Below are 15010 nucleotides of genomic sequence, written 5' to 3' on the forward strand. Positions count from 1 at the left end.
GCCCTTGCTCCCCGCATGGGCTTTTTTTATTTCTTGTCTTTTGATGTCGGGAGCGTAACTTTACAACGCCTAAAGCATATCCTTAGTGAAAGCATTACTACACCTTGTACGTTTCCCTAATCTTGTTCTAATTGTGCTTAGCCAGGCACTTGTGCAGGCCTGCTTATTAACAGATGGCATCGAGTGGTCTTACATAATGGAACAGGACTTTGCACTGCTTACTTTTGCCACCGTTTGTATAGCTGCAGCTGGGTACATCATCAATGATTATTACGATGTGAAGATTGATGCCATTAACAGGCCTGATCGCATTCTTGTAGGTAGGGCGATCAGACGCCGCCGGGCAATGTTTGCGCACATTATTCTATCACTCATAGGTATTGCAATCGGTTTTTGGCTATCGGTGCCTGTTGGCCTTATAAATGTGGGAGCAGTGCTTCTGCTTTGGGGCTACTCTGCCAGACTTAAGAAAATGCTTTTGATAGGTAATGTAGTAGTTGCCTTACTCTCTGCCTCCATGCTCTTAGTAGTAGCTGTACAGGCAGACAAGCTGAATAAGATAACACTTAGCTACGCCTTGTTCGCATTGCTCATTTCACTTATCCGCGAGATCATAAAGGATATGGAGGACGTGAAAGGAGATGCCTCTTTTGATTGCCGTACCCTGCCTATTGTCGCCGGTCTTCGGAACACTAAACTGGTGTTATACCCTATAATAGGTATTTTTCAGGCCTTCCTTATTGTTGTAATACTACATCCCAGAACTGCGATTATCTTTGATGCCTACATGCTGCTTTTGGTGATGCTACCAAGTGTGTGGCTGGTGATAAAGCTAATGCGTGCTGACCGAAAAAGAGATTTTACTTTTCTTAGCAACCTCAACAAATTTATTATGCTCACCGGCATACTTTCAATGCTGCTGGTTCGCTAGGAGGTATATCTAAAAAAAAGCCTGACGATAATTCGCCAGGCTTTTCCTTTAGAGCTTGTTTGTCGTTACTGAACGATCACTCTTTGGGTGTTTACATTGCTGCCATCCTGGATCTTAACAACATAAGTTCCTTTTGCAACATTGCTCAGATCAATTTCAACTATACCGTTTACATTATTTTTTGCTGCAACTGAACGTCCCATCATGTCTAAAACCTGAATAGTAGCGCTTCTGGCATCAACAAGATCTACTCTCACTGTGCCTGTTGTTAAAGTTGGATATACGGCAAAGCCACCTTCTTCAAATCCTTTCTTTATGTTAGTTGTTGTTTTTGCCTCAACGCTAACGTTAGTAGTTGCAAGAACCTCACCTGGCGCTGCAGCATCTATCAATTGCACGGTATAATTATAGGAGCCTGCTGCATTAAACTGGGCAGTGAAGTTATAAGCTTGGTTTGCAAGTGCTACAGGGCCCGCTGCAGGCATATAATAAGCAATTCCATCAGCACCAAAAACAAGTCTTACCGACTCAGCAGCGTCTGTGTTTTCAAGGATAATATTATTTGCCTGAGTAGCATCGTTCAGGATAAATTTGAAACGCACTAACTTGTCCGATAGGTCACCTTTTGTGGTAGACAGGGTAAACATTGTTTCCTGGCCTGCCAGGATGTTGTCAGCATTAGCAAAGCTACTGGCAACCGTTGCATTCTGGAAAGCATCTACCACTACACTTTCAGTAGAGGTAGCCACTACCTGGCCTCCATCTACAGCAACTAGCTGTACTATATAGTTGTAGGTTCCCGGCTCTGCAAAGGTCACTTTAAAGTTTGTAGTAGCGTTGGCTATTGCCACTCCTTCCTCTGGACCAAAGAACGTTACCCCCTCGCTATTAATGGGCAATGTCATAAAAGAGCCATTAGGTAACTGGACTTGCAGGGTTACGTCCTCAGCCTGGGTAGCATCTGTTAAAATAAGCTTGCCGCGAACCATAGTGCCCTCAGTTACATCGTTACGAACTGTTGTAACAGTGAACATTTCCGGAATGGTCGCTGTCACATCTTCTTTGTTATTAAGCGTGGACACGATGGTAGCGTCTCTAAATGCAGCCACAGATACACTTTCAGTTTTAGTGGCAACAACTTCGTTACCCTCCACTTTAACTAATTCTAAAGTGTAGTTGTAAATATCAGGTGCATCAAATGTAATTCTGAAGTCTAGGTTTCTGAAGCTGCTAAGTGCCATACCCTCCATTGTGCCGATCATAACAGTACCGTCTGTACCTAAACTTACTTCCTGATAAGTACCATCAGCACCCTTCATCTCTAAAGTAATTTCACTTGCCTGCGAAGGATTGGTTAGTGTCATACGACCGAAGACAAGCGTTTCAGGAGCAAGCGTGGCAGAAGCTGCAGAAACGGTAAATTCTGCCGGTATTGTTGCTTTTAAGTTTTCCTTGTTGCCAAGCGTCGAACCTATAGCAGTCTCTGACACTGTTACCACCTCATTTACTTCAGCTAGTACCACACCGTCAGTTCTGACAATTTTAAAAGCATAGTTATACACACCTGGTGCAGTAAAAATAGCTTTGAATAGATTCTCATCTACATCTTTTGCATCTGCCAAAGGATAACCATCCATTCCGCCTATGGTAATTACACCATTTTCATCAAATGTAAGCGGAGTAAACTCAGTTGCTTCGGCATTAGAAGCACGGAAGAGTTGTATATTCTGGGCCTGGGCAGGATTAGCCAATGCTATCTTCATATTTACCATTTCACCGGCCCTGTCACCTGCTGTAACGAAAGGGTGAAATAAATATTCCTGATTTATGATCAGGTATGGGTAAACATCCAGTGTAGTATTTACAGTTGGCTCAGTAAAGGCCACAACTACACTTTCATTTACAGTTGTCAACACCTCTTCCGTGGTAGCATTCATAAGTTTGAGGGTATAGTTGTATGATCCTACAGCGGAGAAAAGTGCACGAAAGGCAATAGTCTGATCATCAACTGCAACTTCATTTATAGTTGCCATGCCATTCTCATTAACCGGCACTTCAGTCCAATTGGTCCCATCAAGGCTGTACTCTAAGTCTAACAGGGTAGCCTGAGTGGCAACTTGATCACCAGTTAATTGAAAGACGATTTTCCCGGTTGTACCATCTGGCACATCACCCTGATCAATTATTACATTAAAGGGCGTTTGCTGATTTGCTTTAACACCGGCTTTACCATTTAAGGTAGAGGAGATGGTAGCCGTTCCCGCCCATGCTGAGATTTGACTTAGAAGTCCTACAATCAAAAGCAGGGCTGAAAATATACGTAAAGGTGTTCTCATTAAATAAGGGTTTTGAGGGTTAGGTTAAGGTTGATTGAGTATGCAGTGTGCTGTAACTTATTTGTACTCGAGAAACAGGCAGAAAACATCCTCATAAACATAATATAAATTTAACTAAATATAGTTATTAAGCAATACTCCCAGTTGCAGGCAAACAATACTGTTTACACTATCAAAAATTAAATCATAAAAAGAGCCCCCAGACTTACCTGTGGGCTCTTTACATAGGAATCTATTATAATTACCTTACAATGAAGCGGCTGCCGGCTACATCATTTCCTTTAGTGATCTTAACGAAATAAGTGCCTTTTGCCAGATTAGATGTGCTTAGTTGAACAGAGCCTGTGGCGTTATCAATTTGCAGTACTACTCTGCCCAGCATGTCTGTTACGGCAACTTTTGCGTTGCGAATATCACCAAGTTCTACTCTTACGGCACCTGAGGTAAGGGTTGGATACACGCTGATGCGGCTGTTGCCAATCATGTCGTCAATGCCTGCCACAGTGGCTACCTCTACTGACTCCTGCACAGAGGCTAGAACCGTGTTATCACCCGCTCTTGTGAAACGCAAAGAATAACCATAAGTACCTGCCTGCGAGAAACTGATTCTCATAAGCTGGCTTATTCCACCCTGAGGTAGTGATTCTCCTTCCGCAGGTCCAATCGTGGCCACGCCCTGCTCATTGAAAGTTAAAGGCTGAAAATCTACTTCCGCTCCTGTTGTAGCAGCTCTGTTAGCATCATAAAGCAATGTGATGTTGTTACGCTGCTCCGGATTGGCCAGTACCATTTGAATGTTACCCTTTACACCCGCGAACTGATTTGCAGTAACAAATATCTGCCAGTCTTCTGGCTGGGCTGTAGTAATCTCTTTTTGCTGATCTACAACATCAAGTGTGCCATCAATCGTTGGAAATTGGGTAGGTTGAGTTACCACCACTGACCCAGTTGTTGTAGCTACTGTTTGTGGAGTGGCGTCTGTTGTTACAAGGTCTAAGGTGTAGTTATAAGTATCTTCCCGATTGAAGAATATTTTAAAATCATGTGTAGTAGCCGTAGCTGGATAAGCAAAACCTGCCTCAGGGCCAAACATAACAACGCCTTCTGCTCCTACTGTGAGGGTAGTATACTCCTGTGCCCCTGGAGCTCTGTATTGTAACACAATGTCGCCTTCCTGGTATGGGGTGAAATCAAATCGCCCTCTTACCATCTGCCCTGTACCGCCTTGAGTGGTTACCGTGAATTCTTCCGTTATACCAGTTCTTACATTTGTCAAGCCTCCAAGAGAAGTCGTTAGAGGACTTTGAGCGAACCCGAACCCATGCATAACGAGCGCCAGAAGTAATGTAATGCCTATTCGTAAAGATGCTTTCATTGAAAATAAGTTACAGTGTTGTTAAAAAAGTCTATAGTTAAGCTTCAGTGGTTCTATTCCACCAGTGTCTATACGTGCTTTTTAAAGATTGATTCAAAAAAAAGTATATAATATATAGTACAATCACTATAAATAGCTAAATGTCAACACATATGCTCTAAAATATATTTTTCACGTGCTGTACTTTCACCAGTTGAAGCATGAAGGAATTTAACACAACATCTACTATACAATCACCCGCTAAATTTTATATTTGCAGATGATATGGCACAGCAGCAAAAAGAACTTAGAAAGCAGGCACAGGATCTCCTGCTAAAATTCAACCTCCGTAAGACGGGCTGCAGAATAGACGTACTGGAGCTCTTCCTTCAGAACCATTTCGCCCTTTCACATTCAGACCTGGAGAAGCTGCTCGGCGATGACTATGACCGCGTGACCTTATACCGCACCCTGCACTCTTTCAAAGAACAGGGGTTAGTCCACAGCATAAATGATGTAAGCGGGTCAGTTAAGTATGCACTTTGTAGAGAAGTTTGCAGCAATCATCAGCACCATGACAACCATCTGCATTTTAACTGTACCCGCTGCGGACAAACTTTCTGCTTGGATGAGGTAGTAATTCCGGCAACTGTGCTACCTGAAGGCTACCAGATCGACAGCCTGCACTTTTCTGCTCAGGGTATTTGTAAAAGCTGTAATGCCACTCCCCTGGCTGGTTTTTAGGCGTTTTTGAACCTGCAGCGTGGTCTTTGCTTCCTGCTTTTTAACTCTTAGTCCTGAACACAAGTATACACAAGCAGGAAAACAGGTAAGACAACATGATTACGCAAAACAAATCTGCCGAATCTTTCAGAAAACTGGTGGCTTCCCCTGCCAAATTCAAGCTGTTTATGCTATCTAAGCTTCCCATGGCTTATATGGCGGATTTACGCGTAACGTCTATTGAAGAAGATCGCGCTACTGTTACCATACCTTACAAATACCTCAATAAAAATCCGTTTAACTCTATATACTTTGCCTGCCTGGGTATGGCTGCCGAGTTATCCACAGGTGTATTGTGCATGATGCATGTTTACAAATCTGATCCGGCTGTATCGATGTTGGTAGTACACATGGAGGCTGATTTTACAAAGAAAGCTGTTGGGAAAATCACATTTATCTGTGAAGACGGCAAAACAATACAGGAGGCTGCTGAACGCACAAAGGCTACCGAAGAAGGCGTTACTGTTGTAGCAGTAAGCAGAGGAATAGACAAAAACAATGAACAGGTTGCTGAGTTCCGCTTCACATGGTCTTTAAAAGCTAAAAGCAAGCCACTCTCATAAGAGGTTAAAAAATAAGCATGGAGCTCCTTTGCGGGTGTAACAGAAAGCAATAACTTATACTTAAAATAGTTATATAAAATCTGCACATTCGGATAAATACTTTCTTTCATTGCTAATAAGTTCATACGCTTAAAAAAATCATCTCACCTTAACCTTGCTCATATGCAGTCACAGAAACGTTTATTTAAGAAGGGTCTCATTATAGTTGGTTTCTTATTTCTTTCCATGAGCGTAGCCTTTGCTCAAAGACCAGATAGAATCAAGGTAAAACCTACTGACGGAAAACTAAGCGCCGATGTCAGAAGTGAAGCCTACTATTACCCTGAATTTGTAGAAGGTGAGGTAGCTTTCAGAAACGGAAAAGTTACCGCAGGTGTCTTAAACTATAATATGCTAACCGGAGAAATAGAGTTTGTTAATAATAAAAAAGACACTCTGGCTTTAGCCAATATGTTTGATGTGCATTTTGTCTCTTTCGGCCCCGATTTGTTCTACTATGACGGAGAAAGCAAAAGCCTCTTAAGGCTTCTGCAGGATTATGATAATACCAGGCTTCTTGTTAAAGAGCGATATGAGCTAACAAACATAAAAAACGTAGGTGCCTTTGGTATGGAGTCCAGCACCTCGGCCCCTACAAGCTCCAGCAGAAACCAGATCGTAAGAGACACTCAGAATACGTTGAAACAAAACGAAAGCTTAATCTACTCCGCCAGGTCTTCTTACTACTTCGCTGATAAAAATCAGTACATGCCAGCCAGCAAATCAAATGTCTTAAGAATGTTCCCCAAGAGCCGGTCGGAGTTAAAGAAGTATATAAAGGAGCACAAGATCAATTTTAACAATAAAGAGGATGTAAGTCAGCTTTTACAATATGCTGCAGGTCTCTAGTAACAAGCATGCCTCTGAAGCGTTCAGCTTTTGGCTTAGAAGGTGCAAAACTTTGGTTTAAGTTGCTTAAACTATAGTTAAACCCGCTATATTTGCAGCTTCATAGCACAAGTTTTTACTTTTGGAACGACCAGATAAGAAAAATATAGTCATTTTCGCTTCGGGATCGGGGAGCAATGCACAGCGACTGCTGGAGCATTTCGAGCACCACCCAGACATCCGTGTGGCCGCCCTGTTCTCCAACAACCCGAAAGCTTATGCCCTAAAAAGAGCCGAGACCTACCACGTCCCGGCTCTTCTGTTTTCCAGGGATGAGTTTTACAACTCCTCGAAAGTACTGGAGCAGGTAAAGCAGTTTAATCCTGATCTGATCGTACTGGCTGGTTTTTTATGGCTGGTACCTCAGAATCTGCTGCACGCTTTCCCCAACAAGATCATTAACATACACCCTGCCCTACTACCCAAGTATGGAGGCAAAGGCATGCATGGGATGAACGTACATGCTGCCGTATTACAGGCAGGTGAAGAGCAGTCAGGCATAACCATACATCACATAAACGAGGAGTACGACAAAGGTGAGTTTATACTCCAGGAGTATTGCCCTATACACCCGGAAGACACTCCAGAGGAACTGGCAGCCCGTGTACTGCAACTGGAGCACAAACACCTGCCGCAAGTGGTGGAGAAGCTCCTTTTAGAAAAAGATGAATTGTAGAATCCAATATTAACCCATACAAGCAAGTCCCATGCAACCCGTTCAAATTAAATCAGCGCTTATTTCAGTTTACTATAAAGACCGGCTAGAACCGCTTGTAGAACTCCTGAAACAGCATAATGTAACTATCTACTCAACAGGCGGAACCCAATCCTTCCTGGAAGAGCAAGGCGCAGAAGTGGTAGCCGTAGAAGACTTAACAGCTTATCCTTCTATCTTCGGAGGACGTGTAAAAACACTTCATCCGAAGGTATTTGGAGGCATCCTGCACCGTCGCGACAACGAAAGTGATATTTCCGAGAGAGAGAAGTTTGAAATACCACCGATAGACCTAGTTGTGGTAGACCTTTACCCTTTCGAGGAGACGGTGGCATCCGGTGCCTCAGAAGCTGATATAATCGAGAAAATAGACATTGGCGGTATTTCCTTGATCCGGGCAGCCGCAAAGAACTTTAAAGATGTACTGATCGTGTCATCCCGTGACCAGTACGGAGAAGTAGTAGAGCTGCTAAAGGAAAAGAACGGCTCAACAGACCTTGAAGACCGTAAGCGTTTTGCTGCAAAGGCTTTTGATGTCTCATCACATTACGACACCCACATTTTCAATTACCTTAATAAAGGTGAGGATGAGCAGGTATTTAAGCAGAGCGTGCGTGAGGCTACACCATTGCGATATGGTGAAAACCCTCACCAGAGAGGCACTTTCTACGGTAAATTAGATGAGCTCTTTGAACAGCTGAACGGTAAGCAGCTTTCTTATAACAATTTGGTAGACGTGGATGCCGCAGTGGCCCTGGCTGCAGAGTTTGAGGAACCTGTTGTTGCCATTTTGAAGCATACTAACGCCTGTGGTTGTGCCACTGGCGAAACTATAAAAGACGCTTACCTGAACGCACTCTCATCTGATCCAGTGTCTGCTTTTGGTGGTGTCATCATTGCTAACAGAGTTATAGATATAGCTGCGGCTGAAGAACTAAACAAGCTGTTCTTCGAAGTGCTTATTGCTCCTTCTTTTGATGCTGATGCGCTGGAGCTTCTGAAGACGAAGAAGAACCGCATCCTACTGAAGCAAAACGATGTGGAGATGCCGAAGAAACAGTTCAAAACTTTACTGAACGGGGTAATTGAGCAGGATAAAGATTTAGCTACAGAAACGGAAGCTGATTTTAAAACAGCAACCAAGCGTGAGCCAACTGCCGAGGAGAAAAGGGCACTGGTATTTGCTGCCAAGGTCTGCAAGCATACTAAGTCTAACACTATTGTACTGGCTACGGACAAGATGATGTTCTCGAGTGGTGTTGGACAAACCTCACGAGTGGACGCTCTGCGTCAGGCTATTGAAAAGGCTAAAAGCTTTGGCTTTGATATAAGCCAGACAGTAATGGCATCGGATGCTTTCTTCCCTTTTCCAGACTGTGTAGAGATTGCTGATCAGGCAGGAATAAAAGCAGTGGTTCAGCCAGGCGGCTCTATCAAAGATCAGGACTCCATAGACTACTGCGATGCGCACAATATGGCAATGGTAATGACGGGAGTGCGTCACTTCAAGCACTAAGCTTTGCACTTAATTTGAAAGCCCCGGCCTGAGATTGAGGTCGGGGCTTTTTTGTTCATGCCTTGGGTAAAAAAATATGGTATCTTATTCAATACTGATTTTCAATTTAACGGATCAAATTGCGTTGTATGCTACAATTGAGCTTTACAAAGAGGCTTTAGCCAAACAAAAAATTTTAATTAAACTATTGGAGTATAAGTAACATTATTAATTCCGCTGAATTTCACTAATTTTGCCGCAAGTTTTTGACTAAAAATATTGTATATTTAAAATATAAGTGGGTGTAACCTACCTGCACAACTACAAAATGGGACTTTTCAATTTTCTAACAAGTGATATAGCGATTGACCTGGGTACGGCCAATACCCTAATCATTCATAACGATAAGATTGTAGTAGACGAACCATCAATTATTGCAGTGGACCGCACTACAGGCAGAGTGTTGGCTATAGGCCGCAATGCCATGCAGATGCACGAAAAGACTCACGAGAACATTAAAACTATTCGTCCGCTGAAAGATGGTGTGATTGCCGACTTCCACGCTGCCGAGGAGATGATTCGTGGCATGATTAAAATGATCGACACAGGTCGTCGTTTATTCCAGCCTTCTCACCGCATGGTAATTTGTATTCCATCGGGTATCACAGAAGTTGAAAAGCGTGCCGTTCGTGACTCTGCACAGCACGCAGGAGCCAAGGAAGTTTGGATGATACAGGAGCCAATGGCAGCTGCTATCGGTATTGGCATAGACGTGGAACAGCCGATAGGCTCCATGATCGTTGATATCGGGGGTGGTACAACAGAGATTGCTGTAATTGCGCTTTCAGGTATCGTTTGCGACCAATCCATCCGTATTGCCGGTGACGTATTCACCAAAGACATTCTGGACTATATGCGCCGCCAGCATAACCTGTTGATTGGTGAGCGTTCTGCAGAAAAGATTAAAATTGAAGTAGGTGCTGCGCTAACAGAAATTGAGAACCCTCCGGCTGACTATGAGATTCGTGGCCGTGACCTGATGACTGGCATACCAAAGGTTATCAAGGTAACTTACCAGGAAATTGCTATTGCGCTTGATAAGTCTGTTTCTAAAATAGAAGAGGCTGTTCTGAAAGCACTGGAAATCGCTCCCCCAGAGCTTTCTGCCGATATTTATGACAATGGTATTCATCTGACTGGCGGTGGCGCCATGTTGCGTGGTCTGGACAAGCGTCTGGCAGCCAAAACAAAACTACCTATTCATATTGCTGAGGATCCACTTAGAGCGGTAGTTCGTGGCACAGGAGCTGCTATCAAAAATATCGACGGGTTTAAGAACGTCCTGCTAACATAAGGGACTAAATGCGGGATCTATTTGCTTTAATATACCGGTTCCGTGCATTCCTTGTATTTGTATTGCTGGAGATACTGTGCATTTTCCTGATCGTTCGTTATAACACATATCAGGGTGCAGCCTTTTTTAACTCAGCAAACAAGTATGTGGGGCAGGTACTTGACTTTCAGAGTGGCATTACCGACTACTTTAGGCTGGCATCTGTTAACAGCACGCTAGCCCGGGAGAATGCTGCCCTACGGGAAGAGGTGCTTCAGTATAAGAGGGTTGAGCTCATTGACAGCACCAGTGCATTAGATACTACTTTCTTTGCCAAGACGGATACGCTAAAGGCTAGTCCTTATATTTTACATGCCGGGCGGGTAATCAACAACTCTATCCGCCGTTCTAATAACACGCTTACGCTTGCCATCGGAACAGCGGATGGTGTGGAGCCTGGCATGGGTGTCATATCTCCTAACGGAGTTGTAGGACGCATCAAAACAGTCTCGAAGAATTACGCTACAGCTACTTCGCTGCTGCACTCACAGATGCTTATTTCTGCCAAAATAAAAAAGAATAATACCTTTGGCACCATTAAGTGGACAGGGGGCGATTACCGCACAGCGTTACTTGACTACATTCCGCTGCATGTAAAGCCTGAAAAAGGTGACACCATCGTAACAAGCGGATTTAACACGGTTTTCCCGGAAGGTATTATGGTTGGCACCATCAGTGGTGTGGAGAAAGAGCAGGACAAAAGCTTTTATACTATTCGGGTAAAGCTAGCGGTAGACTTCGCCCAGCTCTCCTACGTGTACGTGATCGAGAACACGGTAAAACAGGAGCGAGAAGAATTAGAACAAAACGCAGGTATACTTCCAAATGAAGAGTAGCTTGGGCATATCAAATATCCTACAGTTTATACTGTTTGTAGCACTGCAAATCCTGCTGATGGATAACCTGGTGCTTTATAGTACCGGCTTCTGCTTTATTTATGTGGCTTTCCTGCTTTTCCTGCCTTTAGGCATTAACCGGCTTCTGCTGCTGTTCTTAGGTTTTCTGGTAGGTTTCACGGTAGATATCTTCTACGACACCATGGGTATACACGCAGCGGCCAGCGTACTCCTCGCCTTTCTGCGGCCACATGTTTTGAACCTTCTTACCCCCCGGGATGGTTACGACATCAATGATGCGGTAAACATCCATATGATGGGCAAAGGCTGGTTTTTAACCTATACTTTTATTTTGTTATTTGTACATCACTCAGCTGTATTTTTCCTGGAGAAGATAAGCTTTGATGATATACTATTCACACTGCTAAAGATAGTGGTTAGCACTCTGTTTACCGGGGTGGTTGTTATCATACTACAGTTATTGTTCTTCTCACCCAAGAGAACAAGTAGAATATAAATGAAATACCTAGAAAACAGAAAGTACGTCATCCAAGGCATTTTCCTGTTGGTGGGCGTCATTTTTGCGCTTCGCCTCTTTTATATTCAGGTGATTGACAGCAGTTACAAGCAGGCTGCCGAAACAAACGCCATCAAAACTATTATCCAGTACCCTTTCCGGGGCCTGATCTACGACCGGGAAGGCAAGCTACTGGTGCAGAACACGCCTGTTTACGACCTGATGGTAATTCCGAAGGAAGTAAAGCAACTGGATACCCTGCGTCTTGCTGAGTTATTAGAGTTACCATTGGAGGATGTTCGTGAGCGGCTGAAAAAAGCCCGCACCTTTTCCTATGTGCAGCCTTCTATTTTTTACCAGAAACTAACCACACAGGATTTTGCTCATATTCAGGACAACCTGATTGATTTTCCGGGCTTCTATATTAACGCACGTACGGCAAGAGGCTATCCGCATCAAAGCCTGGGGCATGCTTTGGGGTACATTGCTGAAATTAGCCCAAAGCAGCTCGAAGACTCTACTTACAGAGGGTATCGCCCTGGGGATTATATTGGCAAAGCCGGTATAGAACTAGAGTATGAGAATTACCTGATGGGCAAACGCGGCGTGAAATACAAGATGGTCAACGTTCGCGGCATTGAGAAAGGACCTTTTAAAGACGGAGCGTACGATACACTTTCAGTAGCCGGCAAGAATCTGGTCAGCACCATAGACTTAGACCTACAGGCTTATGGGGAACACCTGATGAATGGTGCAAAAGGTAGCATTGTAGCTATAGAGCCTGCCACAGGAGAGATATTGGCATACGTTTCAGCACCATTTTATGATCCGAATCTCTTCACGGGAAAGGACTATGGAAAGAACTACATGGCTTTGCTTCAGGACAAGGACAAAACCATGTTTAACCGCCCTATCATGGCAGACAGAAATCCTCCTGGCTCAATCTTTAAGCTGGTACAGGCTCTAATTGCCCTGGAGGATGGTGTTATTTCGCCTAGTACTAAGTTCGCGTGCAACAAAGCATTGGTAAACTGTCACCCTCACCCTTCTCCACTTGACCTCTATGGTGCGGTACAGCATTCCTGCAACCCTTGGTTCTTCCAGGCTTACAGGCTGCTGATCAACCAGGGCAAATCTAAAAATACATTTACAGACACAGCCATTGGTTTAAAGGATTGGCGTGAACAGGTACTAACATTTGGGTTTGGACAGAAATTAGGGATTGATATCCCAGGGGAAAAGACTGGTATTATAGCATCAACTGATTTGTATGACCGCGTGTACGGTAAAAACCGCTGGAAGTACTCTACTATTTACTCACTCAGCATCGGCCAGGGTGAGCTAGGGGTAACCCCACTGCAGATGGCGAATTTCATGGCTATTGTTGCTAATAAAGGGTATTATGTAACGCCTCATATTATCAGATCTGTAGGCGAGAACGGTACACCTCTTGCAGAGAACCAGGAGCGTCATTATTCTTCTGTTAAGCCACAGCACTTTGAGCCAATTATTGAGGGCATGGCAGAAGTTGTGCGTGCTGGTACAGCCAGAAGAGCTAATTTAGAGAAAGTGGGAATTACAGTGTGCGGCAAAACAGGTACCGCTCAAAACCCGCAGGGAGCCGACCACGCCGTATTTGTTGCCTTTGCTCCGAAAGAAAATCCTAAAATTGCTATAGCTGTTTATGTAGAGCACGGAAAGTGGGGAGGCCAATCTGCAGCTCCTATTGCTGGCCTGATGATAGAGCAGTACCTAACAGACACTGTTACCATTAAGGAGCAGGAGAAGTGGGTATTGAGCAGAGAGTACATGAACATTAAATCTAAGTAGGCAATGAGTGTTGAGCAGAAAGTTTTACCAAAGTATAAAATAGCCACTCGCAGTAGCCACCGTACCTCGCGCCGTATTACTGAACATATTGATTGGTTTACGGTGCTGATCTATTTTTTATTAGTGGCTATGGGTTGGATGAATATCTATGCTGCTGTTTATAGCCCTGATAACATAGTTAATATCATGAGTTTTGATATCAACTCAGGAAAGCAGTTGGTATGGATTGGTGCCTCTCTTTTGCTCATCCTGGTGTTGCTTGTAGTTGACTACAAAGTGTATGAACACCTTGCCTACCCTATATACGGAGCTATAATCCTGCTGCTGCTGGTAACACTGGTCGTAGCCAAACCTATTGCAGGGTCAAGGTCGTGGCTTGATTTAGGAGCCGGTATAAGATTACAGCCTGCCGAACTCGCAAAGTTCGCAACCGCACTTGCCGTCTCAAAATACCTGAGCAATGTGAATTTGAGTCAGCAGAAATTTAAGGACCAGTTGGGTCTGGCTGCATTAACTTTTCTTCCTCCTGTTATTATCATTCTTCAGAACGAAACGGGATCGGCCCTGGTATTTGCCGCGTTTATACTTGCTTTCTTTCGTGAAGGCATGTCACCGATGATCCTTATTATCGGAAGTGTTGCTGCAGCTATTTTTATTTTAACACTGCTTGTCCCCAAGCTCTACCTTATAATTGGAATTACTGCTCTAATGGGGCTTGCTGTTTGGCTGGACTACCGTCTGCTCCGACGCATTAAAACGATGGCTGCAATGCTCCTGTTAATTGTCGGGATGATCTTCAGCGTTGATTACTTTGTAAATAATATTCTGCAGCCACACCAGCAAAACCGAATACAGGCACTTATCAACCCGGAAGCAGATCCCCTTGGCTATGGCTGGAATGTAACCCAGTCTAAAATTGCAATAGGCTCAGGAGGCTTCTGGGGCAAAGGGTTTTTAGAGGGCACCCAGACAAAATTTGACTTTGTCCCTGAGCAAAGTACTGACTTTATTTTCTGTACTATTGGTGAGGAGCACGGCTGGATTGGCAGTTCAATCCTGATTGCCCTTTTCATCTTCCTCCTTATCCGGATAGTAAAAATTGCGGAACGCCAAAGGTCAGTGTTTGGCCGAACGTATGGTTACTGCGTAGCCTCCATTATCTTCTTCCACTTCCTGATAAATGTTGGCATGACAATAGGTCTGGCACCGGTAGTGGGTATACCTTTACCATTCTTTAGCTATGGCGGGTCCTCACTTTGGTCATTCACTATCTTACTATTTATTCTGATAGCCTTAGACGCTAACCGGTCCAAAGATTTAGCCAGGTAAT

General features: G+C 43.9%; 13 protein-coding genes. 11 read left to right on the plus strand and 2 right to left on the minus strand.

Going from position 1 to position 15010, the window contains the following annotated elements:
* The first annotated feature begins 85 nt into the window (after positions 1–85).
* Positions 86–931: a geranylgeranylglycerol-phosphate geranylgeranyltransferase gene (locus ACFSRY_RS03855; RefSeq protein WP_377503447.1), complete on the plus strand. Its 846-nt coding sequence runs from the start codon at positions 86–88 to the stop codon at positions 929–931.
* Between the two features lie 65 nt (positions 932–996).
* Here the strand turns inward: ACFSRY_RS03855 and ACFSRY_RS03860 are convergent, their stop codons facing one another.
* Positions 997–3267, minus strand: coding sequence for a T9SS type A sorting domain-containing protein (locus ACFSRY_RS03860; protein ID WP_377503448.1), 2271 nt, complete (start codon positions 3265–3267; stop codon positions 997–999).
* Positions 3268–3508: 241 nt separating this feature from the next.
* A complete protein-coding gene (locus tag ACFSRY_RS03865; RefSeq protein ID WP_377503449.1) occupies positions 3509–4642 on the minus strand; it encodes a T9SS type A sorting domain-containing protein in 1134 nt (377 codons plus the stop codon).
* Between the two features lie 264 nt (positions 4643–4906).
* Between ACFSRY_RS03865 and ACFSRY_RS03870 the strand changes: the two genes are divergently transcribed.
* The 10 genes from ACFSRY_RS03870 (at position 4907) to rodA (ending at position 15009) form a co-directional block, all read left to right on the plus strand.
* Positions 4907–5365, plus strand: a complete 459-nt coding sequence (locus ACFSRY_RS03870; protein ID WP_377503450.1) for a Fur family transcriptional regulator — start codon at positions 4907–4909, stop codon at positions 5363–5365.
* Positions 5366–5460: 95 nt separating this feature from the next.
* On the plus strand, positions 5461–5967 hold the full coding sequence (locus tag ACFSRY_RS03875) for a PaaI family thioesterase (protein WP_377503451.1): 507 nt from the start codon (positions 5461–5463) through the stop codon (positions 5965–5967).
* A gap of 162 nt (positions 5968–6129) precedes the next feature.
* On the plus strand, positions 6130–6855 hold the full coding sequence (locus ACFSRY_RS03880) for a hypothetical protein (RefSeq protein ID WP_377503452.1): 726 nt from the start codon (positions 6130–6132) through the stop codon (positions 6853–6855).
* A gap of 121 nt (positions 6856–6976) precedes the next feature.
* Positions 6977–7570, plus strand: coding sequence for a phosphoribosylglycinamide formyltransferase (gene purN / locus ACFSRY_RS03885; RefSeq protein ID WP_377503453.1), 594 nt, complete (start codon positions 6977–6979; stop codon positions 7568–7570).
* A 31-nt stretch (positions 7571–7601) separates the two neighbouring features.
* Positions 7602–9125 (plus strand): bifunctional phosphoribosylaminoimidazolecarboxamide formyltransferase/IMP cyclohydrolase, encoded by a 1524-nt coding sequence (gene purH, locus ACFSRY_RS03890; protein WP_377503454.1) that lies wholly within the window; start codon positions 7602–7604, stop codon positions 9123–9125.
* A 307-nt stretch (positions 9126–9432) separates the two neighbouring features.
* The gene (locus ACFSRY_RS03895; protein ID WP_377503455.1) at positions 9433–10458 is read left to right on the plus strand and encodes a rod shape-determining protein; all 1026 of its coding nucleotides are present in this window, start codon (positions 9433–9435) and stop codon (positions 10456–10458) included.
* A gap of 8 nt (positions 10459–10466) precedes the next feature.
* Positions 10467–11333 (plus strand): rod shape-determining protein MreC, encoded by an 867-nt coding sequence (mreC, locus tag ACFSRY_RS03900; protein ID WP_377503456.1) that lies wholly within the window; start codon positions 10467–10469, stop codon positions 11331–11333.
* Positions 11323–11850, plus strand: coding sequence for a hypothetical protein (locus ACFSRY_RS03905; RefSeq protein WP_377503457.1), 528 nt, complete (start codon positions 11323–11325; stop codon positions 11848–11850). The genes mreC and ACFSRY_RS03905 overlap by 11 nt, the downstream gene beginning before the upstream one ends.
* Complete coding sequence (mrdA, locus tag ACFSRY_RS03910) at positions 11851–13680, plus strand: penicillin-binding protein 2 (protein ID WP_377503458.1); 1830 nt, start codon at positions 11851–11853, stop codon at positions 13678–13680.
* A 3-nt stretch (positions 13681–13683) separates the two neighbouring features.
* Complete coding sequence (gene rodA, locus ACFSRY_RS03915) at positions 13684–15009, plus strand: rod shape-determining protein RodA (protein ID WP_377503459.1); 1326 nt, start codon at positions 13684–13686, stop codon at positions 15007–15009.
* Position 15010 lies beyond the last annotated feature (1 nt).

It is taken from the genome of Pontibacter locisalis (assembly GCF_042684605.1).
GTDB classification, from domain to species: Bacteria; Bacteroidota; Bacteroidia; order Cytophagales; family Hymenobacteraceae; genus Pontibacter; species Pontibacter locisalis.

What these genes read in the sequence shown, in the direction of transcription:
- ACFSRY_RS03870 (WP_377503450.1), top strand. Translation starts at nt 4,907, where the DNA reads ATGGCACAGCAGCAAAAAGAACTTAGAAAGCAGGCACAGGATCTCCTG.
- mreC (WP_377503456.1), top strand. Translation starts at nt 10,467, where the DNA reads ATGCGGGATCTATTTGCTTTAATATACCGGTTCCGTGCATTCCTTGTA.
- ACFSRY_RS03865 (WP_377503449.1), bottom strand. Translation starts at nt 4,642, where the DNA reads ATGAAAGCATCTTTACGAATAGGCATTACATTACTTCTGGCGCTCGTT.
- ACFSRY_RS03895 (WP_377503455.1), top strand. Translation starts at nt 9,433, where the DNA reads ATGGGACTTTTCAATTTTCTAACAAGTGATATAGCGATTGACCTGGGT.
- ACFSRY_RS03860 (WP_377503448.1), bottom strand. Translation starts at nt 3,267, where the DNA reads ATGAGAACACCTTTACGTATATTTTCAGCCCTGCTTTTGATTGTAGGA.
- purH (WP_377503454.1), top strand. Translation starts at nt 7,602, where the DNA reads ATGCAACCCGTTCAAATTAAATCAGCGCTTATTTCAGTTTACTATAAA.
- mrdA (WP_377503458.1), top strand. Translation starts at nt 11,851, where the DNA reads ATGAAATACCTAGAAAACAGAAAGTACGTCATCCAAGGCATTTTCCTG.
- rodA (WP_377503459.1), top strand. Translation starts at nt 13,684, where the DNA reads ATGAGTGTTGAGCAGAAAGTTTTACCAAAGTATAAAATAGCCACTCGC.
- ACFSRY_RS03905 (WP_377503457.1), top strand. Translation starts at nt 11,323, where the DNA reads ATGAAGAGTAGCTTGGGCATATCAAATATCCTACAGTTTATACTGTTT.
- ACFSRY_RS03880 (WP_377503452.1), top strand. Translation starts at nt 6,130, where the DNA reads ATGCAGTCACAGAAACGTTTATTTAAGAAGGGTCTCATTATAGTTGGT.
- ACFSRY_RS03875 (WP_377503451.1), top strand. Translation starts at nt 5,461, where the DNA reads ATGATTACGCAAAACAAATCTGCCGAATCTTTCAGAAAACTGGTGGCT.